This is a genomic window from Crossiella cryophila, from assembly GCF_014204915.1.
GTDB classification, from domain to species: Bacteria; Actinomycetota; Actinomycetes; order Mycobacteriales; family Pseudonocardiaceae; genus Crossiella; species Crossiella cryophila.
Genome location: NZ_JACHMH010000001.1, coordinates 8,138,799 through 8,161,030, shown reverse-complemented (window position 1 = coordinate 8,161,030; position 22,232 = coordinate 8,138,799). Strand labels below are relative to the sequence as shown.

Annotated in this window: 13 protein-coding genes; 3 read left to right on the top strand and 10 right to left on the bottom strand. The window is 71.9% G+C overall.

The features are described from left to right. The first annotated feature begins 11 nt into the window (after positions 1-11). Both HNR67_RS34925 and HNR67_RS34920 read left to right on the top strand, forming a co-directional pair. Entirely contained in the window at positions 12-968 is a 957-nt protein-coding gene (locus tag HNR67_RS34925) for a hypothetical protein (RefSeq protein WP_185006902.1), read from the top strand. Positions 969-1,047: 79 nt separating this feature from the next. Then, positions 1,048-2,187, top strand: coding sequence for a serine hydrolase domain-containing protein (locus HNR67_RS34920; protein ID WP_246492663.1), 1,140 nt, complete (start codon positions 1,048-1,050; stop codon positions 2,185-2,187). Positions 2,188-2,421: 234 nt separating this feature from the next. Here the strand turns inward: HNR67_RS34920 and HNR67_RS34915 are convergent, their stop codons facing one another. The 4 genes from HNR67_RS34915 to HNR67_RS34900 are packed head-to-tail and all read right to left on the bottom strand — an operon-like array spanning position 2,422 to position 5,893. Continuing rightward, positions 2,422-3,051: a response regulator gene (locus HNR67_RS34915; protein ID WP_185006898.1), complete on the bottom strand. Its 630-nt coding sequence runs from the start codon at positions 3,049-3,051 to the stop codon at positions 2,422-2,424. Then, positions 3,048-4,196 (bottom strand): sensor histidine kinase, encoded by a 1,149-nt coding sequence (locus HNR67_RS34910; protein ID WP_185006896.1) that lies wholly within the window; start codon positions 4,194-4,196, stop codon positions 3,048-3,050. Before HNR67_RS34910 ends, HNR67_RS34915 begins: the two co-directional genes overlap by 4 nt. Positions 4,197-4,220: 24 nt before the next feature. Further along, positions 4,221-5,048: an ABC transporter permease gene (locus tag HNR67_RS34905; RefSeq protein WP_185006894.1), complete on the bottom strand. Its 828-nt coding sequence runs from the start codon at positions 5,046-5,048 to the stop codon at positions 4,221-4,223. Further along, the gene (locus HNR67_RS34900) at positions 5,045-5,893 is read right to left on the bottom strand and encodes an ABC transporter ATP-binding protein (RefSeq protein WP_185006892.1); all 849 of its coding nucleotides are present in this window, start codon (positions 5,891-5,893) and stop codon (positions 5,045-5,047) included. Before HNR67_RS34900 ends, HNR67_RS34905 begins: the two co-directional genes overlap by 4 nt. A gap of 74 nt (positions 5,894-5,967) precedes the next feature. Between HNR67_RS34900 and HNR67_RS34895 the strand changes: the two genes are divergently transcribed. After that, positions 5,968-6,438, top strand: coding sequence for an ASCH domain-containing protein (locus HNR67_RS34895; protein ID WP_246492662.1), 471 nt, complete (start codon positions 5,968-5,970; stop codon positions 6,436-6,438). Between the two features lie 21 nt (positions 6,439-6,459). On the opposite strand, the gene HNR67_RS46480 is transcribed toward HNR67_RS34895, so the two are convergent. Genes HNR67_RS46480 through HNR67_RS34865 form a run of 6 tightly spaced genes read right to left on the bottom strand, consistent with a single transcriptional unit; the run spans position 6,460 to position 22,004 of the window. Then, a complete protein-coding gene (locus tag HNR67_RS46480; RefSeq protein WP_312988740.1) occupies positions 6,460-8,307 on the bottom strand; it encodes a class I SAM-dependent methyltransferase in 1,848 nt (615 codons plus the stop codon). Continuing rightward, positions 8,304-9,485 (bottom strand): glycosyltransferase, encoded by a 1,182-nt coding sequence (locus tag HNR67_RS34885; protein WP_185006890.1) that lies wholly within the window; start codon positions 9,483-9,485, stop codon positions 8,304-8,306. Before HNR67_RS34885 ends, HNR67_RS46480 begins: the two co-directional genes overlap by 4 nt. Then, positions 9,482-10,276: an alpha/beta fold hydrolase gene (locus HNR67_RS34880; RefSeq protein ID WP_312989672.1), complete on the bottom strand. Its 795-nt coding sequence runs from the start codon at positions 10,274-10,276 to the stop codon at positions 9,482-9,484. The genes HNR67_RS34885 and HNR67_RS34880 overlap by 4 nt, the downstream gene beginning before the upstream one ends. Before the next feature lie 11 nt (positions 10,277-10,287). Continuing rightward, entirely contained in the window at positions 10,288-10,572 is a 285-nt protein-coding gene (locus tag HNR67_RS34875) for a phosphopantetheine-binding protein (protein ID WP_185011473.1), read from the bottom strand. Between the two features lie 48 nt (positions 10,573-10,620). Next, complete coding sequence (locus HNR67_RS34870; RefSeq protein WP_185006888.1) at positions 10,621-14,892, bottom strand: beta-ketoacyl synthase N-terminal-like domain-containing protein; 4,272 nt, start codon at positions 14,890-14,892, stop codon at positions 10,621-10,623. Between the two features lie 2 nt (positions 14,893-14,894). After that, positions 14,895-22,004, bottom strand: coding sequence for a type I polyketide synthase (locus HNR67_RS34865; RefSeq protein WP_185006885.1), 7,110 nt, complete (start codon positions 22,002-22,004; stop codon positions 14,895-14,897). Positions 22,005-22,232: the final 228 nt, after the last annotated feature.

The window sequence follows — 22,232 nt, the reverse complement described above, 5'->3', positions numbered from 1 at the left end:
GGGAGAAACCCATGTGGGGCAAGAGAATCGTCATGCTGCTCGGACTGGCCGGGGCGCCGGTGCTGGTGCCGCTGGCACTGTCCACGGTGAGCCGGGTGCGCCAGGTCCGGCGGGGCAGGGCCGCCCGGCCGGTGCCACCGGGCGAACCGGGGCACGGCCGGGAGATCGAGAAGGCCGTCGGGATCGTGGCCATGTCGGAGTTCCTGGTCCGGCTGGCCGGCTACGACCGGGCCGCCGCCCAGGCCGTGCAGCCACTGCTGATCCGCCTGGAAACCCTGGTCTACCAAGGAGATCTGGCCTTCGAGGCGGCCCAGCGCGCCGGCGTCACCGAGGCCGATCCGGCCTGGCGGGAGAGCCTGGCGATCGCCCTGGCCGAACACGGCCTGTCCGGCCCGGACACCGACGCGGCCGTGACCGCCCTGGACGGCTACTTCCGCGCCGAATCCCGGCTGCTGCTCGGCGAGACCGAACCCGACCCGGAACACCTGCTGCGCCTCACCTACGACCGCTCCAGCGACATCCACCTCCTTTGGGCGGTGCTGCACCGCATCCGCGGCACCCGGCCCGCGCCCGAGCTGACCGCGCTGCTGCGGCACTGGCTGGCACTGCTGGAGATCGGCCACGACCAGCTCTCCTACCAGCGCGACCGCGCCGACAACGCGTTCAACCTGCTGCGCCTGCAGGTCCGCGCGCACGGCCCGGCCGGGGCGGTCGCCGCGCTGCGCGAACTCCGGGCGGCCATCACCGGCCCGGCCGCCGCCCTGATCACCACCGCCGACCGGCACACCCTGGGCGCGCTGCTGGTGGCCATGCTCGCGGTGGACACCGCGGGCGCGCACCTGCTGCCCCGACTGGTCGCCCTGCTGCCCACCCCGGTCTCCCGACGGCTCGCCCTCGCGCTGCTGTACGCCGACGAACGCCGCTACGGCACCCCGCCCGAATTGCTCTCGGAGCAAACTCGCAGGTGAGAGCCCTCGCTTCGACCTGAAAAGGCTGGCGCGCCAGGTTATGTTGACCGCGAGTCATAGGGGTCGGAGGAGGAACCACATGCACGGCACGGTCGCGGCGGGGTACGAGAGCGTGGGCGCGGAGTTCGCGAAGGTCGTCGCCGGGGAACGGGCGGACTACGCGGGCCAGCTGGTCGCCTACGTGCGCGGCGAGAAGGTCGTGGACCTGTGGTCGGGCCCCGGGTTCACCGCCGACACGCTCACCGGGGTCTTCTCCGCCACGAAGGGGGCGATGTCCCTCGTCGTGGCCCTGCTGGTGCAGGACGGCGTGCTCGACCCCGACCAGCGGGTCAGCCACTACTGGCCGGAGTTCGCGGCGCAGGGCAAGCGGGACATCACGCTGCGGGAGGTGCTCGCGCACCGCGCCGGGGTGGTCGGCGCGGACGCCGGGTTCAGCCTGGCCGAGCTGGCCGACGACCGGCTGATCGCGGCCCGGATGGCGGATCAGCGGCCGTACTGGCGGCCGGGCACAGCCTACGGCTACCACGCGTGGGTGATCGGCGCGCTGGCCGGCGAGGTGGTGCGCCGGGTGACCGGGCAGAGCATCCAGGAGCTGTTCGAGGAGCGGATCCGGGCGCCCTACGGCCTCGACTTCCACCTGGGACTGCCGGAGGAGCTGGAGCCGCGGTTCGTGACCACGTTGCCGATGCTGCCGACCCCGGAACAGCAGGCCGAGATCGACGACTGGGACTCCGGGCCGGAGAGCCTGGCCGCGATCGCGTTCAACACCCATCGCACCGACGCACCCGAACTGTGGGACTTCCCCAACCAGCGGATCGTCCGCGCGCAGGGCCAGGCCTCCGCGGGCGGGGTCGCCTCGGCCCGCGGCCTGGCCGGTATGTACGCGGCGGCCAGCACCGGGTTCGACGGCAGGCCACCGCTGCTGAAACCGGACACCATGGCGGAATTCGCGCAGATCCAGTCCATCGGCTACGACGTGGTCTCGCGCGTGCACAAGGCTTTCGGGCTGGGCTTCAGCGCCGTGACCGAGTTCTACCCGTTCCTGGGACAGGGCGCCTTCGGACACAGCGGCGCCGCGGGCAGCCTGTCCCTCGCCGATCCGCGCAGCGGCCTGGCCTACGGCTACAACCGCCGCCGCTACGCCTACCCCGGCGGCGCCGCGGCGGAGAACACCGACCTGCTGCGCACCTGCGTAGAGGCCGCCCGCACAACACACTGAACCACCCGGTCCACCGCCCCCCGCCAGCGTGTTGGCCGTTGTCGTACGGTGTGTTGGCCGTTCTCGTACCCAGTGTTGGCCGAACTGGTACGCCTCTTCGGCCAAGACGCCGCCCACAACGGCCAAGACGCCGTCCACAACGGCCAACACTCCGTCCAGAACGGCCAAGACACCGTCCATTACGGCCAACACACCGTACGAGAACGGCCAACACGCCGTGTGGGAACTGTGGGGTCAGAGGATGCCGCGGGACATTGCGGTGGTGACGGCGGCGGTTCGGTCGTCTACGCCGAGTTTGCCGAAGATCTTGATCAGGTGGCTTTTGACGGTGGCCTCGCCGATGGTGAGCTGGCGGCCGATCTCGGCGTTGGTGCAGCCCTGGGCCACTAGGCGCAGCACCTGCACCTCCCGCGCGGTCAGCGTCTCGGCCGCCGGGGCGCGCAGGTGGCTTAGGAGTTTGGTGGCCACCGTCGGGGTCAGCACGGTCTCGCCGCGGGCGGCGGCGCGCACCGCGTCGGTCAGCTCGGCCCGCGGCGTGTCCTTGAGCAGGTAGCCGGCGGCCCCGGCCTCCACCGCGTGCACGATGTCCCGGTCGGCGTCGTAGGTGGTCAGGATCAGCACCCGCACCCCGGGCAGTTCGGCGGTGATCCGCGAGGTCGCGGTGGCCCCGTCCAGGTCGGGCATGCGCAGGTCCATCAGCACCACGTCCGGGCGCAGCCGGCCGGCCAGCTCGATCGCCTCCGCGCCACCGGCGGCCTCGCCGACCACGTCGATGTCCCCAGCCAGGGACAGCATGCCGCGCAAGCCCTCGCGCACCACCGGGTGGTCATCGGCCAGCAGCACCCGGATCGCCCGCCCGGTCATGGCGCGGTGATCCGCACGGTGGTGCCCTGCCCGTGGTCGCTGTGGATGTGCACGCTGCCCCCGATCCGTTCCAGTCTGGCCCGCATGCCCGGCAGGCCGAAGCCGGTGGCCTCGGCCGGGTCGAAGCCGCGCCCGTCGTCGATGATCTCCAGCACGCTGCCGTCCGCGGTGAAGATCAGTCTGGCCGTCACCCGGCCGGGCGCGGCGTGTTTGGCGATGTTGGCCAGTGCCTCCTGGGCGGTGCGCACCAGCACCGCCTCGGTGGCCGGGGCCAGGTCGGCTGGCTGGCCGTGCACGGTGACCTCGTGCGGCACGCCCAGTTCCTCGGCGAGCTGGCGGACCAGGCGGCAGATCACCTCGCTGAGCGTGGAATCACGCAGCGCGGCCGGCATCAGGTCGGTGACCAGCGCCCGCGCCTCGGCCAGGTTCTGCCGCGCGGTGCGCTCGGCCAGCCGCAACTGGTCCCGCGCCCGGTCCGGGTCGGCGGTGACCAGGGCGTCCGCGGTCTGGATGAGCATCACCAGGCTGGTGAAGCCCTGGGCCAGGGTGTCGTGGATGTCGTGCGCGAGCCGTTCCCGCTCGGCCCGTTCGCCCTCGCGGTGGTAGGCGGTGTGCAGTTCGGAGCGCACCTGGCGCAGTTCCCGGTTGAGCCGTTCCCTGGCCTGGGCCGCCTCGATGAGCCGCCGGGACAGCACGCCGAGCCCGATCGTGGCCGGCAGGCAGCCCGCCACCCCCAGCAGCGAGCCGAGGATGGCCAGCTGACTCCAGCCGAAGTGCTCCACGACCGCGAAGCCGCTGAGCACGGTGGTCACCGCGACCGCCAGGTTGGCCAGCCACAACTGCCTGACCAGCCAGTACACCTGGGCGAACAGGTCGGGCAGCAGGACCAGCGCGATCGGGGAGGCCAGTACCAGCGCGGCCTGCAGCGGGATGGCGCCGAGCAGGTAGACCAGGCTGCCGGGGGTGGAGACCGGTCCGGTGCGCACCGCGGGCGCGCCGAGCACCAGGTACCAGAGCCAGGCCGCGGCCAGCAGCGGATAACCCCACCACGGCGCCTCCACCACCGGGAACAGGCCCGCGATCAGCAGCAGCACCAGCGCCTGCACGGCGTGCCACTGCCAGGCCTGTTCCCCTGGGGCGGCCATCGGTCCCTCCCTGTCCTGCCGCGGTCAGCTCCGCGCGCGCTGCCAGCGGAACGTCGCCACCGAGAGTACGAGACCGGCCACGATCCAGAGTGCCAACACGATCGCGATGCCAGGGTGGTCCCACGATCCGGTGGGTTCCATCCGTTGCAGCTCCTCGGGCAGGAACACCGAGCGCAGGCCCTGGCTGAGCCACTTCAGCGGGAACACCCCGCCGACGGCCTGCACCGGCCCCGGCAGTTCGGTGAAGACGAAGAACACCCCGGAGATGAACTGCAGCACCACGAAGATCGGCATCACCACGGCGGCGGCACTGCGCCCGCTGCGCGGCACCGCGCTCATCGCCACCCCGAGCAGGGTGCAGGCGATCACGCCGAGCAGCAGCACCCAGCCGAGGGTGAGCCATTTCCCGGCGGTGGCGGGCATGGTCAGGCCGAAGAACAGCGAGCCGAAGACCAGCAGCAGCACGGTTTGCGCGATCGAGGCCACCAGCACCAGCACGGTCTTGCCGATGAAGTAGGCGCTCAGTGGCATCGGCATGGCGCGCAGGCGTTTCAGCGTGCCGTCGTCGCGCTCCAGGGCGATGCCCACGGCCAGCAGCACGAACGTGGTGCCCATGATGCCGGTGGCGACCATGCCGGCCAGGAAGTACTGGGTGAAGTCGACGTCGGTGCCGGGCAGTTTGCGCTGGAAGATCGCGCCGAAGAGCACGGTCATCAGCAGCGGGAAGGAGAACGTGAAGATCACGGTGTCCTTCTGCCGCAGGAACTGCTTCAGTTCCAGCACTCCTCGGCGCAGGCCGATGCCCAGCGCGGTGCTCCGGTGGCTGGCCCTGGTCCGGGTGGTGGTGGTCATCGCGCGCCGCCGATCAGTTGCAGGTAGGTGTCCTCCAGGCTGGGTCTGCGCACGCTCAGCTCGGGCACGTCGCCGTGGTAGCGGGCGGCGAGTTCGCCGACGGTGCGGGTGGGGTTGCCGGTGCGCACCTCGTGGGTGCCCTCGGCGTCGGTCCAGGCCACCGTGGCCTGTTCCCGGTCCCGGCCGCCGAGCTGGCGCGGGGTGGCCACGTCCACCAGCTTCCCGGCGGCGATGACCGCGACCCGGTCGGCGAGGAACTCGGCCTCATCGAGGTAGTGGGTGGTGAGCAGGATGGTGGTGTCGGCGGCGCGCAGTCCGCTGATCAGTTCCCAGAACTGGCGGCGCACGGCCGGGTCGAAGCCGGTGGTGGGTTCGTCCAGGAAGAGCAGGCGTGGGTTGCCGATGATGCCAAGGGCCACGTCGAGCCTGCGCCGTTGACCGCCGGAGAGCCGGTGCACCCGGGAGTCGCGTTTGTCGGTCAGGCCGACCGCTTCGAGGAGTTCGTCGGGGTCGCGGGCGTCGGGGTAGTAGCAGGCGAAGTGGTTGAGGACCTCGCCGACGGTGAGTTCGGGGAAGTCCCCGTTCTCCTGCAGCACCACGCCGATCCGCCTGCGCCAGCCCAGGCCCGCCTTGGCCGGGTCGGCGCCGAGCACGGAGACGGTGCCGCCGTCGCGGTCCCGGTAGCCCTCGAGGATCTCGATGGTGGTGGTCTTGCCCGCCCCGTTCGGGCCGAGCAGGGCGAAGATCTCGCCGTGCTCGATGTCGAGGTCGACGTCCTGGACCGCCGGGGTCCGTTGGTAGGTCTTGCGCAGTCCGCGGATCCGGACCGCCGGGTCTCCAGCCATACCGGAAGTCTGTCGCCGGGCTGCCCGGTCGCGGCAGCATCGGGCGATGGTCGGATCCACCCACCGTTCGGTGGATGCCCCGATATCGACTTGCCCGCCTGCCGCTGATCCGTAGGGTGCCCGGCATGGATCTCGACGGGCTGTCCAAGGCCGAGTTCGGCTTCCCCGGTCCGCTGCGCGACCGCCTGGTGGCCGCCATCCTCGCCGGTGCGAAGACCACCACCTCCGCCCTGGTGCTCAGTTACCAGGCAGTGGGCGAGCCGCTGCCGGTGGCCGGGCAGCGGGAGGTAGTGGTGGACTCGGCGGACCGCCCGGTGGCGGTGATCGAGCTGACCGAGGTGCGGGTGCTGCGGCTGGCCGAGGTCGACCTCCGGCACGCCCTGGACGAGGGCGAGGGCGACGAGTCCCTGGCCCAGTGGCGGGCCGGGCACGAGGAGTTCTGGCACAGCCCGGAAGTACGCGCTGAGCTGGGTGATCCGGGGTTCACCGTGGACGACGACACCCTGGTGCTCACCCAGCGGTTCCGGCTGCTGACCCCGGTCTGAACCGGGGCCAGCAGGCGCGGGTCAGTCCTTGCGGGCGAGCAGCCGGTAGGCGCTGGAACCGCCGTAGCGCTTGGACAGCGGGGACAGCACCCGGTCGGTCAGCGCCGCGGTCAGCAGCGCGGGGGCGGCCGCGATCATCGTCGCCGCCCGGCCAGCCTTGGCCCCCGCGGTCGGCGGCTGCGGCGCCCACGGCACGTCGTCGCGCGGGGCGAAGTGGTTGACCGCGTTCCAGGCCGCGCCGACCAGGTCGATGGGCTCGTGCGGTTCGCCGCGTTGTTCGGCGACCACGGTGAAACCCATCTCCGACAGCGCTTCCCGCAGGTTGCCGATCGGCACGAAATGCAGGTGCTGCGGCTGCAGCCAGGGCAGCCACCACTTGCCGAGCAGCTTGCCCCAGCGTGATTCCGGGTCCGGCACCTCGATCATCAGGTGGCCACCGGCCTTGAGCACCTTGAGCGCGGCCTCCAGTTCCTGGCGCGGGTCGCGGCTGTGCTCCAGGTAGTGGTACATGCTGACCACGTCGTAGCTCTCGTGGATGTCCGCGGCCAGTTCCGGGAACAGCCCTCGGTAGCCGCGGTCGACCCAGCCGCGGTGTTCGGCGAGTTCGACGCCCTCGGTGATGTCCAGGCCGTCGAAGGTGGTCTGCGGCCACACCTCGCGGGCGGCGTTGCAGAAGTGGCCGTGGCCGGTGCCGACGTCGAGCCAGGATTCGGGTTCGGCGAAGGGTTTGAGCATCTCGGCACGGGGGCGGTAGGCGATGCCGCGGGCGGCGAAGAGCTTGTCCAGCTTGTCCTCGCCGAGACCGTCGTAGAAGTCCCGGTAGTAGAAGTCCAGTCCGGCGATGGTCAGGCGCGGGTTCTGGAAGATGTGCGTGCAGGCCCGGCAGCGGTCCAGGGTGAACTCGCCGGGCTTGTGCTGCAACAGGTCCGGCAGTTTCAGGTGGGTGGCCAGGTTGGCGCTGCCGCACCACGGGCAGTCCCGGCGGCGCGGCTCGAAGAAGCGGTCGACGCCGTCGGCGAGTTCGGCCAGGTAGTCCGGGCGCAGCCGGGTCACCGGGTCCAGATCGTCCGATGTGGACAGTCGGGCCTCGGACATGGCGGCCAGCAACCGTTTCGGCTCGGCCACCACCCGGCGCAGGCTGTAGGAGAACAGGTCCACCGGCTTGAGGCTGCGGCTGCCGGCGAAGACCACGGCCGGTTGCGCGGACCAGGCGGCCAGCAGCGCGGCGGCCCAGCCGGGGCCGAGCACCGAGCTGCCGGCCAGGATGGCCAGCCAGCCCAGCCGGGGCCCGAGTTCGCCGCCGGTCTTGCGGCCGAGCAGCCGGGCCAGGATGCGCGCGTCGTCCTCGACGATCTCCGGGGCGCTGGTGAGCCGGGGGCTGACCACCAGGTCGGTGCCGTCGGGGGCGTGCAGTTTGAGTTTGGCCGCGGCCTGGCCGAGTTCGGCGGCGTCCCGGCTGACGTGCTCGGCCGGATAGCCCACCGCGCGCAGCACGCCGTCGTCGGCGAGCACCGCGTGCCAGGCCCCGGCGCCCTTGGCCTGCCGGTCGGTGCGGTAGGTGGCCGGGTCCACGGTGCGCAACAGGTCCAGGGCCTGCGCGGTGGGCAGGTCGCGGGGCACGAGTTCGAGGGCGCACAGGCCCTCGGCCTTGGCGTGCGCGCGGGCGGCGTTGAGGGTGGGGCCGTCCACGGTGACGCCGTCGGCGTGCAGCAGGCGGTACCGGTCGTCGCCGGGGGCCGGGCGTTCCGGCAGGGTGCGCAACGCGGCGACGCGGCGGCGCAGGGCGGCGGTGTCGAGCACCAGTCCGGCCAGGAGCGCGGCCTGGACGCCACGGCGCAGCCAGGTCCGGGCAGTGGAACGCGGGCTCACTCGGAGATCCTCCCGATGGCGGTGGGTACTGCCTGTGCGGCGAGTTCCTCCAAGCGCGACGCGGCGGCTGGGGAGCCACCGGCGGCGGTGAAGGAGTCGGCGATGCTCCGGGCGGCCTCGCGGTGGCCCGGCTCGTCGAGAACGGTGGCGACGGCGTCCCGGATGTGCCCGGCGGTCGACCTGGTGAAGCGCAAGCGGATCCCGGCCCCGGCGTCGACGACCTGCTGGGCGATCACCGGCTGGTCGTCCCGGATCGGCGCCACCACCAGGGGCAGGCCGTGGCCGAGTGCCTCGCAGACGGTGTTGTGCCCGGCGTGGCAGAGCACAGCGCTCAGGTGCGGCAGTAGCGCGAGCTGGGGCACCCTGGGCAGCACGATCACGTTGTCCGGCGCGGACTTCACGCTGCCACCCGGGTCGACCAGCACCGCCTGCACCCGGTCGGCCAGCTCGCCCATCCCGGCGGCGGCCTCGGCGAGGAACCGGGCGCCCGCGTCGGCGTTCGCGGTGCCCAGGCTGATCAGCACCCTGGCTCGCTCGTCGAGGCGATCCCACGGAAACGGTGTGTGGTCAGGACGTTCGGTGATCGACGGGCCGACGAAGGCGACGTTGTCGAACGCGGAATCCAGTTCCCCCACCAGTTCCCTGGTGGTGAAGGCGAGGGTGAGGTGCGGGGAGTAACGCAGGTCGACCTCGGCGGCCACCGCCGCCCGCGCCCGCATCCCGGCCATGGTCTCCTGGACCCATTCGACGACCTTCGGCATGCCCCGCAACGGATCGGTGAACTCCGCCGAGGTGGTCGCCGAGGTCACCCAGGGCAGGCCGAGCCGCAACGCCGCCAGTGCCCCGGCCATCGCCTGCTGGTCCACCACCAGCAGATCCGGCCGGTACTCGCCGATGGCGGCCTCGACGTCGGGCAACATCGACTCGGTGAGCGGGACCAGGAACTTCTCCCACAGGAACTTCAGCGCCCCCGGCCCGCGCAGGTCCGCGGGCCGGTCCTCGACCTCGGCCGGGACGGCGCAGTCATAGACCAGCGCGTCCTCGCCGGTGAGCTGCCGGACGAACTCGCCGTGTCCCGCCCAGGCCACCTGGTGCCCGCGCGCGGTGAGGGCCGCGCCGAGCCCGATGGTCGGGTTGACATGCCCGAACAGTGGCGGGACCACGAAAAGTACCTTCACACCGCGACCTTCGCCCCGTGTTCGGTCAGCCAGTCCAGGAGTAGTTCGCGCATCACCTTGGGCGCCTCGACCAGCACCGAGTGCTCCTGCCCCGGCACGATCACCGTGCGGCAGTGCGGCAACGCGGCTTCCAGGATCGGCGCCTGCTCGACGAGATCGGATTCGCTGCCGAAGACCGCGAGCACCGGCACCCCGATCGCACCGACCTGCTCGGCGGTCAGGATCGGCCCGGTGGGCAGTTCGTCGGCGATCGCGGTGGTGTGCAACATCCTTCCGGCCGCCTTGGCCAGTTTGGAGGTGTGCCCGCCGCGGTTCTCGGTGATCCACTCCAGGGCCTCGGCGTGCTGCAACTGCGCCCGCGCCCGCCCCAGCAGCGAACCCATCTTGGCCGACCACTCGTCGCTGGTCGGCTCGGATTCGATCACCACCAGGCTGGCCACCCGCTCCGGAAAGGTGGCGGCGAAGCTGAAGGACACCGTGCCACCGAAGGAGTTCCCGACCAGGTGCACCGGTCCGGCGATCTCCAGTTCGTCCAGCAACGCGGCCAGGTCGGCCACCGAGTCCGCGACCCGGTAGCCGTTCTCGGTGCGTTCGCTGCGACCGTGGCCGCGCAGGTCATAGGCCACGACCTGGTGCCCGGCGGCGGCCACCGGCCCGGCCAGGGTGAAGTAGAAGCTGGCCAGGCTGTCGGTGCCGATGCCGTGGATGAACACCACGGTCGGCGGGTTCGCCGCCGTGGTGTTGCGGGCCGCCATCCGCTGCACGTGCATCCGGATGCCGTTGGCCTGCACGACCGCCAAGGTCAGTTCCCCCCGTCCAGCGCGCCGACCACGTAGTCGACGAGCTGGCCGACGGTCAGCGCGATGATCTGATCGAGTTCGAGTTCGGCGATGAACTCGGCGAAGTTGACCCGGGAGCCGTAGCGCTCCTCCAGCTGACCGGCGAGCGCGACCAGGTCGATGCTCTCCAGTTCCAGGTCGTCGTGGAAGGTCGAGTCCATGGTGACCTCGACCTCGTCCAGGCCGTATTCGCCCAGGACCTTGTGCAGCATCACGCCGATGTCGGACAGCACGGCCTCATGCGTCATCCGGGCGAGCGTCAGGGGCGCTTCCGCGAGTTCCACCGCAGTGTCTCCTTAGTCCTTGGTCCAGGCGACCACGTACTCGCCTGCGATCTCACCGTCAGGGTCGGTGATGACGGTCCACGTCACCGGGGTGCTGCCAGTGGCGCCGCGAACGGTGAGCGTGTCACCTTCCGCGCCGACAACTTCGTACTGTTCGGCCTCGCCACCGTGGGCCCGTGCGGCCGCGGCGAGCGCGGCGGCGAAGGCGGTGGTGCCGGGGCTGTCCGCGACCTTGCGCACGTCGATTCCGGTGGGGACCTCGCCGTCCCGCACGTGGGCGACGCCCACCTGGCCTTCCTGCGCGGTGGAGACAGTCAATGACGGCAACGGGTTTCGGCCACGCACGGTGGCCTCGCCGGTCACGGTCAGCTCCACCGGGAACATGGGTCCGGCGCCGTCGTCCCACAGGTGCTGGCGCACGGCGTCCTTGATCGCCATCCGGCCGAGCAGCCACTGCCGCCGCACTCGCGGTGAGGTGGTGTCGTACTCGGCGCGTTCGGCGGCGTTGAGGTAGATCCGCATCATCAGGTCGCGGGAGGCCACATCGGGCCAGCGTTCCCACACCACCAGGAAACCCGCGTCCCGGCGTTCGGAAAGCCTGCTGTGCTCGGGGAAACGCTCCATCTTCTTGGTGTTCTCGTTGCTGGCGAAGCGGCGGTCGATCCAGGTGTCGATCTCGCACCACACCTGCCCGGCGTGCACGAGCTGCATGGCCCCGCCGAAGAAGGTCTCGTCCAGCTGAGTGATCTTGACCAGGCAGTCCAGCGGGGTGCCGGGTTCGGGTTCGGGGCCGAAGAAACGGATGCGGTCCATGGACATCGGGAACACCACGCGCTTCTCGGTGACGTTCTCCATGATCCAGTACCCGAAGACCTGGCCGACGTTGTCCAGCAGCGCGCCGGGCCCGCCGGGCACGGTGATCACGCCGCGGATGTGGTGCTCGCCAATGGCTTCGAGGGAGGTGACGCCCTGGTAGAGCGGGCCGTGGAACATGAACCGTTCGTCGTAGAGCTGCCGGGCGGTGATCTTGGGGGCCTGGCCGGGTTCGTCGAAGGTCCACACCGGCAGGTCAGCGGCCGGGTAGGCGGCGGCGAGTTCGATCTCGGCCTCGGCGTTCTGGCCGAGCGTCACCTTGACCCGGTTCGGCGCCAGTGGGGTGACGGTGAGTTCGACCTCGACCGGGGGAGCGACCACGAGCCAGCGGAACAGTTTCACGTTGTGCACGGTGATGGCCCGCTGTCCCGGCGCGGCCGTTTCGGCGGCGTCCATCATGTGCTTGATCATCGTGGTGGCCGGGACGACCGGGAAGCCGTCGGTGTCGTCCGGCCAGCCCGCCGGGGTGCGGTAGAAGGCGTGGTCGCGCAGGTAGGGCATGGTCTCGGTGGACATCCGCAGCACCGTGCGCAGTGGCGCGGCCGGGGCGGGTGCGGCGGTCACGGTGCCCTGCTGGGCGGCGCCGAGCACGCTCGCGGCGGTGTCGGCGGTGTCCTTGAGCAGCCCGCCGAGTTCGGCGGCCAGGGGGAAGCGGGCGGCGAGCCGGTCGAGTTCGGCGAAGGCCCCGCCGAGCGCACCGGCCGGAACCGGCTGCTGGACCGGGCTCGGGGTGCTGGTGAGCGCGGCCTTGATGGTGCGGGGCAGGTCGCCGCCGAGCCGGACCGTGGTCGCGGACAGGTCCAGGGGCAGTTCCTTGCCCGCGCGGACCTTGGCCGGGGCCGGGTCGAGCCGGTCCGGGTGGGTGGGCGCGCCCTCGGCCCACAGCCCGGTGAGCACCCGGCGCAGCTGGGCCATGCCGCTGAGCTTGGGGTTGTTCGCCGAGATGGACAGGTGTTCCTGCCCGGCGAGGGAGTCGCTGACCAGGGTGCTCAGCGCCCCGGTGCCGACCTGGACGAACGCCCGGACACCGGCGGCGTGCATGGCCTGCACCAGGGGCCGGAACCGCACCGGTTCCAGGAGGTGCCGGATGAACAGCTCCCGCACGGCTTCTTCCTGCGGCGGGTAGGGCGAGGCGGTGGTGGCCGACCACATCGGCACACTCGGCTGGTGCAGCCGGAATCCGGCGGCGGCCTCCCGGATCGGGTCCAGGTAGGGGGCGAGCATGGGGGTGTGGAAGCCGGAGCGGAACGGCAGCACCTGGCCGAGCACGTTGCGTGCCCGCAGTTCCAGGACCAGTGCGTTCACCACGGGTTCCAGGCCGCAGACAATGGACTGGTTGGGCGCGTTGTCGTGCGAGAGCACCACACCGGGCCGGTCGGCCATGACCTCGGTGACCCGGTCCGCGCCGCAGCCGAAGGCGGCGAAGACCACGCCGGGCACGCTGAGCGAGGCGGGGTCGAACCCGGTCAGGAACTCGTCGATCTGGGCCTGGTCGTAGATGCCGCTGGTGATCATCGCGGTCCACTCGCCGACGCTGTGCCCGGCGATGTGGTCGGGCTGGACGCCGAGCTTGCGCAACACCGTGTCGAGTAAACGGCCGACACCGACCACACCGGCGCCGTGCGCGCCCACGTTGCCCGCGTCCAGGCCGGGCACGGTGAGGCCGAAGTGCGCGGCCACGTCGTCGACCCTGGGCTCGAAGTCGGCTTCCAGGCCGGGGAAGACGAAGGCGACCTTGCCGCCCTTGGCCAGCAACGGTTCCGGGCTGAACCAGACGTCGTTGCGGCCACGCCAGGCGACCTGCTTGCCGACCACCTTGCGCGCGATGCCGAGGCGTTTCGCGGTGGGGGCCACGATGCCCAGCCTGCATCCGTCCTCTGTGGAGGGTGCGGTGGAGCGGATCTCGTGGTCTGGCAGGTCGAGGAGTTCGGCCAGCCGGGCCGGGGTGGGGGCGCTGATGGTCAGCACCCGCTCCGGCTCGGTCACGGCGATCTTCGGGCGGTCCACTGTGGACGGTGCTTCTTCGAGTACGACGTGTGCGTTGATGCCGCCGAAGCCGAAGGCGTTCACCGCGGCCCTGCGGATTTCCTGGCCCTCGCCGAGTTCCCAGGGCTGGGCGGTGTCCAGGGGCCGGAACCGGGTCTGGGCCAGGTCGGCGTGGGGTTGTTCGCAGTGCAGGGTGGGCAGCAGCACCTGCCGGTGCAGGGCCAGGGCGGCCTTGACCAGGCTGGCGATGCCCGCCGCGGGCATGGTGTGGCCGATCATCGACTTGACCGAGCCGATCACCGCGCTGGGGCCGTCGGAGCCGAAAACCCGTTGCAGCGTGGCGAGTTCGGCGCCGTCACCGGCGGGGGTGGCGGTGCCGTGGGCTTCCAGGAGGCCGACCGAGCCGGGGGCGGCCGGGTCGAGTCCGGCGGCGTCCCAGGCGCGGCGCAGGGCGAGGACCTGGCCGTCGGGTTCGGGGTTGAACAGGCTGGCGCTGCGGCCGTCGCTGGCCACGCCGGTGCCGCGGATCACCGCGTACACCCGGTCCCCGTCCCGCTGGGCGTCGGCGAGTCGTTTGAGCACGACGACGCCGGTGCCCTCGCCGATCAGGATGCCGTCGGCACGCCGGTCGAACGGCCGGATCTGCTGGTCCTTGGACAGTGCCCGGAGCTGGGAGAACACACTCCAGAAGGTGACGTCGTGGCAGTGGTGCACACCGCCGGCGAGCATCACGTCGCAGCGTCCGGCGGCCAGTTCGGATACGGCCTGGTCGACCGCGACCAGGCTGGAGGCGCAGGCGGCGTCCACGGTGTAGGCGGGGCCGCGCAGGTCGAGCCGGTTGGCGATGCGGGAGGCGGCCAGGTTGGGCACCAGGCCGATGGCGGCCTCCGGCGCGGCCGGGCCGAGCTGGTCCACGAAGGCCGCCCGGACCGCGGCGAGCTGCTCGGCGCCCAGGTCGGGCAGCAGGTCGCCGAGGGTTTTGGTCAGCTGGTGGGCGGTGCGCACCCGCTGGTCGAGGCGGACCAGGCCGGGGGTGAGGTAGCCGCCGCGGCCGAGCACCACGCCGATCCGGTTGGCCTCGGGCAGTTTCTCCCGGCCACCGGCGTCGGCGATGGCGGCCGCGGCCACCCGCAGCGCGATCAGCTGGTCGGGTTCGGCCCCGGACACCGAGTTCGGCATGATGCCGAAGCTCACCGGGTCGAAGTCCGCCTCGACGAAGCCGCCGCGTCGGCAGTAGACCTCCTCGGCCTTGGCCGGTCCGCTGGCCGAGTCCGGGTGGTAGAAGTCGGCGTCCCACCGGTCGGCCGGGACCTCGGTGATGGCGTCGACCCCGTTGACCAGGTTGTGCCAGTAGGACTCCAGGTCGCGGGCGCCGGGCAGCAGCACGGCCATCCCGACGATCGCGACCGGGGTTGGCTGCGTCATGCTCACCAGCCCGAGGCGGAGTAGACGACCGAGCGGACCGCGTCGCCACCCCAGGCGAGTTCACGCAGCAGCGCCAGGGTGCCTTCCTCCGGGTCGATCAGCTCGATGCCGCGGCGGGTGTAGGACTGCATGAGTTCGGGGGTGACCATGCCGCCGTGCTTGGCCGAGGGCGCCCACGGTCCCCAGTGGACAGTGAGTCCGCGGGCCCCGGTCCGCTGGGACCAGGTGATGCCGAGGGATTCCAGGGCGTCGTTGGCGGCGGCGTAGTCGACCTGGCCGCGGTTGCCCAGTGCGGCGGCGATGCTGCCGAAGAGCACCGCGAACCGGGGCCCGGTCTCGCCGAGGTCGGAGACGGCCTCCAGGAGCTGGCGGGCGCCGTCGACCTTGGTGCCGAAGACCCGCCGGAAGGACTCGATGTCCTTCTCCGCCAGGAGCTTATCCTCGATCACGCCCGCCGCGTAGACCACGCCGTCGATGCGGCCGTGTTCGGCGTGGATCTCCTTGACCAGGCCGCGCAGCGCGTCGTGATCGCGGACGTCCACCGAGTGGTAGCGGACCTGGCTGCCGAGTGCGGCGATCTCGTCCACAGTGGACTGGACCTCGCGCTGGGCCAGGATGCGGCTGGCGGTGCGTTCGATCTCGGCCGGGTTGCGCAGGCCCTGCTGGATCAGCGCGGCCCGCAGCTGGGTCTTGTCCTTGGCGGCCAGGGTGGCGGGGTGTTCGTCCTCGGTGGCCACGGCGGTGCGGCCGACGAGTTCGATCCGGCAGCCGCTGGCCCCGGCCAGGGTGGCCGCGAACTGGGCGGTGATCCCGCGTGCCCCGCCGACCAGCAGGACGACGGAGTCGCGGTCCAGGCCGATGGCGCCGGCCTCGGTGGAGCCGTCCCCGGCGGGTCCGGCGCCCAGGCCGAGCGCGCCGAGCGGGGTGGCGATCATTTCCAGGGCCTGCCGTCCGCCTTCGCGGCGCAGGACGACCGGGTGGCGGTCACCGGCGAGGATCTCGGCGAAGAGCGCGGCGGCCGGGTCGGCGTCGGTCTCGACCAGGCTGGCGTGCGTGTCCGGGTATTCGCGGGCGATGGTGCGGAACAGTCCGCGCAGTCCGGCCGCCCGGCCCAGCTGACCCGGTGCGGCGGCCAGCAGCCAGCTGACGCCGCGGACGAGCGCGGACTGGAAGGCGGGGAAGGTCTCCGGGAGCACCGGCAGGTCGCCGTCGACCAGGGCGTCCAGGAACACCACGCCGTCGATCTGCCCGTCCGCCTCGGTCAGCGGCCTGGCCAGGGATTCCACCCGGGCCTGCGCGCCGTTCTCCAGGAGCAGCGCGGCGAGTTCGCTCGCGCCGGTGGCGCCGAAGAGCACGAACCGCTTGCCAGTCAGGGCTTCCACGCCGGTGGGGGTGACGCCGGAGATGTCGACCGGGGTGAGCAGGTACCGCTTGGGCGCGATCCCGCCCGAGACCGCCACCGGCTCGGGCGCGGCCACCGGGGCGGCGGCCAGTGCCAGGGGCGCGGCCGGTGCGGGCAAGGCCGGGGCGCCGGACTTGGCGGCCAGCCAGCCCGCGATCGAGGCCGCGGTACGCGCCTTGGCCAGTTCTTCCAGCTCGGCGTCGCCGAGGCTGGCCGCGTCCAGACCATCGCCGAGCTGGGTGGCCAGCTCGCCCGCGATCTCGGTCCGCTTGATGGAGTCGATGGAGAGATCGGCTTCCAGGTCCAGGTCCGGCTCGATCATGTCGATCGGGTACCCGGTGCGGTCGCTGATGATCTGCAACACCGTGGCCAGGATCTCGGCCTCGCTGGGGCCACTCGCCGCGACCGTGGCTGGGATCGCGGCCGGTGTGGCGGTGTCGCCGACCTTCGCACCCAGCCAGGCGGAGATCGCCGCGGCCGTGCGGGCCTTCGCGAGGTCTTCCAGCTCTGCGTCGGTCAGGCTGGCCGCGTCCAGACCGCCACCCAGCTTGGTGGCCAGCTCACCGGCGATCTCGGTGCGCTTGATGGAGTCGATGGAGAGGTCGGCTTCCAGGTCGAGATCGGGTTCGATCATGTCGATCGGGTACCCGGTCCGGTCGCTGATGATCTGCAGCACGGTACCGAGGACGTCCACAGTGGACGGTGCGGGTGCCGGTGCGGCCACCACCACCGGCGCGGGCGCGGCGACCGGCTGCACCACCGGTGCGAGGGGGGCCTGAACCACGGCGGGGAGCTGCTGGAGCACCTGCGGCGCCGCGTACTGCACGCCGGGGTTGCTGCCGAAGTAGGTGAGCAGCACATCGCGCTGGGCGGCCAGGATCTCCCGGCTGGTCCGGAGGAACTCGCTGACCAGGGCGTCGTTCTGACCAGCTGGCTGGGGCTGCGGCTGGCTCATGGTGGTCTCCAGGTGGACGCGACGGGCCGGGGCGAGGCCGCCGGTGAGGTAGCCGCCGTCGGCGGTGCGCACGACGTGACCGTCGATGGTCCAGCCGGCGCGCTTGGGCAGGGGGGTGGCCGAGACGTCGCGGGCGTCGCGACCCTGGAACAGCCACCCGGTGCGCAGGGACACCCCGGCGGTGGCGAGCGCGGCGAGCGCGCCGAGGAAGCCGCGCAGACCGCTGTCCGCGCTGGGCTCGATGGTCACGGTGACGTGCGGCCGGTCGCCGAGGATGTCCTTCACCAGGCGGGAGAGCACCTTGCCCGGCCCGGCCTCGACGAAGACCCTGGCGCCGTCGGCGTACATCGCCTCGATCTGCTCGACGAAGCGCACCGGCGACCCGATCTGCGCGGCCAGCTCGGCCCGGATGTCCACGCCGTACACGCTCGCGGTGCGGTTGGACCACACCGGGATCTCCGGCGCATGGATGTCCACAGTGGACAGAACCTGGGCGAACCGGTCGCCACCGGCGGCCACCAGTGGGCTGTGGAAGGCACAGGCCACCGGGATCGGCTTCGCACTGATCCCGGCCGCCTTCAGCTCGGTGACGGCCTTGGCCACACCCTCGGTGGTGCCGGAGACGACGACCTGCTTGGGCGAGTTGTGGTTGGCCAGCACCACGTCACCGCTCAACCCGGCCCGTTCCAGTACCTCGCGCACCGCGGCGGCCTGCCCGGAGGCGGCGGCCATGCTGCCAGGGTCGCCACCGGCGTCCGCGGCCGCGGCCAGGATCGACTCGGCCCGCGCCGCGGAGATGTCCAGGAGGGTGCCAGCGTCGATCGCGCCCGCCGCGGCCAGTGCGACGAGTTCGCCATAGCTGTGCCCGGCAACGAGATCCGCGCGCACGCCGAGCTTGCCGAGCAGCTGGTGCACGGCGAGTCCGGCGATACCCAGCGCGGGCTGGGCGACCCGGGTGTCGCGCAGCCGGGCCTCGTTGTCCTTGGCCACCGCGGAATCGAAGGCGGCCGGCGGGAAGAGCAGGTCGGCCCACTGGTGTCCGCGCTGCAACAGGTGCTGCACCTCGGGGAAGGCCACGAACAGCTCGGCGAGCATGCCGGTGCGCTGGCTGCCCTGCCCGGGGAACAGTAAGGCGAGCTTGCCGGGCTCGGCACCCAGGGCGGTGTTCCCGGCCAGGTACACCCCGGCGGCCGGGTCGTGCTCTCCGGCGACCGCGCGGCGCAGCTGGCCGACCAGGCCGTCCAGGCTGTCGGCGACCACCGCGACCTGCACGGGTTCGGTGCGTGTGTCGGCGGTGCGGGCGGCGGTGCGCGCCAGGTCCCGCAGCCGCCACGGGCGCCCGCCGGTGTCGTTGGCCGCGGCCAGGTCCAGGAGCTTCTCGATGGACTTGGTGGCGGACCGCAGATCGTTGCCACGGAAGGTGAACAGCTCGGCGGGCCAGGCGTCCACGCTGTGCCGAGGGGCGGGCTGGTCGACGGCGGCGAGCACGGTGTGGAAGTTGGTGCCGCCGAAGCCGAACGCGCTCACCCCGGCGACCCGGTCGGCCGGTTCGGTGGCCCAGGGGCGGGCCGCGGTGTGGAAGACGAACGGGCTGGAGTCCTTGTCCCAGGCCGAGTTCGGCGTTTCCACGTGCAGCGTGGGCGGCTTGACCCCGGTGTGCAGGGCCAGTGCGGCCTTGATCAGCCCGGCGAGTCCGGCCGCGCACTTGGTGTGCCCGATCTGCGACTTGACCGAGCCGATCGCGCAGGTCCCTGGCTGGGCCCCGGCCTCGACGAACATCTTGGTCAGGGTGGCCAGTTCGGTGCGGTCGCCGACCACGGTGCCGGTGCCGTGCGCCTCCACCAGGCCGACCGCGGCGGGGGAGAGGTGCGCGTTGGCGTAGGCCCGGTCCAGGGCGGCCCGCTGGCCTTCCGGGCGCGGCGCGGTCAGGCCGAGGGACTTGCCGTCGCTGGCCGAGCCGAGGCCCTTGACCACCGCGTAGATCTTGTCGCCGTCCCGCTGCGCGTCGGAAAGCCGTTTGAGGGCAACGCAGGCGACGCCTTCACCGAGGGCGATGCCGTCGGCGGAGCTGTCGAAGGTGCGGCTGCGCCCGGTGGCCGACAGCGCGTGCACGGAGGCGAAGAGCAGGTAGTCGTTGATGCCGTTGTGCAGGTCCGCGCCACCGCAGAGCACCAGGTCGCTGGTGCCGTTGACCAGTTCCTTGCAGGCCACGTCCAGTGCGGCCAGTGAGGAGGCGCAGGCGGCGTCGACGGTGTAGTTGGCGCCGCCGAGGTCGAGGCGGTTGGCGATGCGGCCGGAGATGACGTTGGCCAGCATGCCGGGGAAGGAGTCCTCGGTCAGCGGCGGCAGCTGGTCCAGGAGTTCCTTGGGCAGGTTCGCCAGGTAGGCGGGCAGGACCGCGCGCAGGGTGGTGGCGTTGGACAGGTCGGATCCGGCCTCGGCGCCGAAGACCACCGAGGTGCGCGAGCGGTCGAAGTCCCGGTCCCCGTCGTAACCGGCGTCCCGCAGTGCCCGGCGGGCGACCTCCAGTGCGAGCAGCTGCACTGGTTCGATGCTGGCCAGGCTCGCCGGGGGGATGCCGTAGCTCAGCGGGTCGAACGGGATCTTCGGCAGGAATCCGCCCCAGCGCGAGGGGGTGCGGTCGTTGATGTTCTTGCCGGTGGCGTCGGGGGAGTAGTAGGTGTCGGCGTCCCAGCGTTCGGCCGGGACCTCGGTGACCGCGTCCACGCCGCCGACGATGTTGGCCCAGAAGGTGGCCAGGTCGGGGGAGTCGGGGAACACGCACGCCATGCCGACGATGGCCACGTCCAGGGGCGGCGGCGCGACCGGCTCGGTGCGTGCCGGGGCCAGGATGCCGAGCCGGGCGCGGAGGAGTTCGCGTTGCGCGCCAAGGTATTCGGCCGCGTCGCCGGTGACCGACTCGTGCAGGGCGGCGACCGTGGTGACCGCATCGCGCAGCACCGCGACCTGTCCGGCCATGAACAGACCGTCGGCGAGCTGTTCGGTCTCGTCCGCGGCGATCAGGCGCTCGCCCTCGCGGCGCACGCCCTTGCTGGCGATGCGCAGGCGGCCGACGTTGAGGCTTTCCAGGTGCTCCCAGATCTCCCGGTCCGGCACGCCCTTGGCGGTCAGCTCGGCCTTGATGGTCTGGAAGTCCTCGGCGAAGGGGCTGGTGACGCAGCGGGTGGCGTGGCCGGGCGCGGTCTCCAGGAGTTCGGTGCCCTCGGCGGCCAGTACCTGCTGCTGGAACAGCGGCTGCACCGCGCCCGCGCTGACGGCCTCCTCGGTGAACAGGTAGGCGGTGCCCATGAGCACGCCGATCCCGACGCCCTTGGCGGCCAGCGGCGCGGCCATCGCGGCGACCATGGCGGCCGAGCGCGCGTCGTGCACACCCCCGGCGAAGATCACCTGGAGGTCAGCGCCGTCCTTGGCGCCCAGGTGATCGAGCAGCACGGAGATCTGGGCTTCCCACAGCGCGAAGCTGGCCCGCGGTCCGACGTGCCCGCCGCATTCGCTGCCCTCGAAGATGAACCGGCGCGCACCGGCCTCCACGAACTGCTTGAGCAGTCCGGGGGAGGGCACGTGCAGGAAGGTCGTGATGCCGACCTCTTCCAGCGCGGCGGCCTGCGAGGGTCGGCCCCCGGCGATGATGGCGTGCGTGGGCCGCAGCTCGCGGATGATCTCCAGCTGCGCGGCCCTGGTGTCCTCCGGCGCGAACCCGAGCACGCCGACACCCCACGGGCGTTCGCCCAGTGCGGCGGCGGTCTCGGTCATCATCCGCCGGGTCTGCTCCTTGCCGGCCAGAGCCAGGGCGACGAAGGGCAGTCCGCCGCCGGTGGCGACCTCGGCGGCGAACCCGGCCTGGTCGGACACCCTGGTCATCGGACCCTGCGCGACCGGCAGCGGCACGCCGACCGCGGTGGCGAAGGCCGAGCCGGGGCGCAGCACCGCGTCCAGGCCCTCGGCGGTCACCGCGGCGGCGACGGCCTCCCGGATCGCGCGCACCACCCGGCCGACGGTGCCGTAGCGCTCGGCGAAGCGGGCGGCCAGGAAGATGTCCTGGCCCACTTCAAGGGCCGGGGCGGGCGCGCGGCCCTTGCGGGCCAGCACCCGGCGGCCGTCGACCACGGCGGTCTCCGAGCCGTCCAGGGTGCGCAGCAGCGCTGCGGTCGCCTCGGGCAGCTCGGACTCGGCCAGCAGCGCGAGCTGGGTGTCCAGCACCACGCCGGTGGCGCCGCCGAGCACGGCCGCGGCGGCGGTGTGCGTGCCGATGCCGCCTGCCAGCCAGATCGGCAGGTCCAGGCCCGGGGTGGCCACGAGCTTCTGCAGCAGGACGAAGGAGCTGAGTTCGCCGACCAGGCCACCGGCCTCGTTGCCGCGGGCGATCAGCCCGGCCGCGCCACCGGCGGCCGCGGTGCGCGCCTGCTCGACGGAGGTGATCTCGACGAGCACCTGGAACCGGGTGGCGATGTCAGCGAGTTGCCAAGAGCTGTCCCCGGTCAACACGACCGTGTCAACTTCGGTGGGGAGATCGGCGGGGTTGAGCGCGCACCCGGCCGGGACGCGCACCCCGAAGGTGCCGGACGCCCAGCGCTGGGCGAGAACGAGTGCTTCCCGAGTCGACCGGGCGCCGGTGCCGAGGTCGAGAACTCCGAGTCCGCCGGACTGGCGGACCGCGGCGACGAGACGTGCGTTGGCCTCGCCGAAGGGGGTTACCCCGAGGACGAGAGCGCGCCGTTCCGACTGCGCGGCCATGGAGCCTCCGTTGATCAACAACAACCTGTGGACGGGCAGGATCCAGCTAGTGACCCGAAAGGCTGAATCGAAACGGGAAGCTAGCGGTGCAGGCTGTAATTCATCAACGGTTGAAATGTGGCCTTGAGTCGCCCTCAAGGGAAAATTGAGTGGCTCTCAAGTATTCGGTGCTCCCGCTTTGGCTCTCGGGTCCCGGTGTCTTGTTCAGCAATTCGGCACAAATGCCGT

Bases quoted from the DNA above. Each gene is read 5' to 3' on its own strand.
- HNR67_RS34905 (WP_185006894.1), bottom strand. From the start codon at position 5,048: ATGACCACCACCACCCGGACCAGGGCCAGCCACCGGAGCACCGCGCTG.
- HNR67_RS34910 (WP_185006896.1), bottom strand. From the start codon at position 4,196: ATGGCCGCCCCAGGGGAACAGGCCTGGCAGTGGCACGCCGTGCAGGCG.
- HNR67_RS34895 (WP_246492662.1), top strand. From the start codon at position 5,968: ATGCCCCGATATCGACTTGCCCGCCTGCCGCTGATCCGTAGGGTGCCC.
- HNR67_RS34875 (WP_185011473.1), bottom strand. From the start codon at position 10,572: ATGACGCATGAGGCCGTGCTGTCCGACATCGGCGTGATGCTGCACAAG.
- HNR67_RS34915 (WP_185006898.1), bottom strand. From the start codon at position 3,051: ATGACCGGGCGGGCGATCCGGGTGCTGCTGGCCGATGACCACCCGGTG.
- HNR67_RS34900 (WP_185006892.1), bottom strand. From the start codon at position 5,893: ATGGCTGGAGACCCGGCGGTCCGGATCCGCGGACTGCGCAAGACCTAC.
- HNR67_RS34865 (WP_185006885.1), bottom strand. From the start codon at position 22,004: ATGGCCGCGCAGTCGGAACGGCGCGCTCTCGTCCTCGGGGTAACCCCC.
- HNR67_RS34920 (WP_246492663.1), top strand. From the start codon at position 1,048: ATGCACGGCACGGTCGCGGCGGGGTACGAGAGCGTGGGCGCGGAGTTC.
- HNR67_RS34870 (WP_185006888.1), bottom strand. From the start codon at position 14,892: ATGACGCAGCCAACCCCGGTCGCGATCGTCGGGATGGCCGTGCTGCTG.
- HNR67_RS34925 (WP_185006902.1), top strand. From the start codon at position 12: ATGTGGGGCAAGAGAATCGTCATGCTGCTCGGACTGGCCGGGGCGCCG.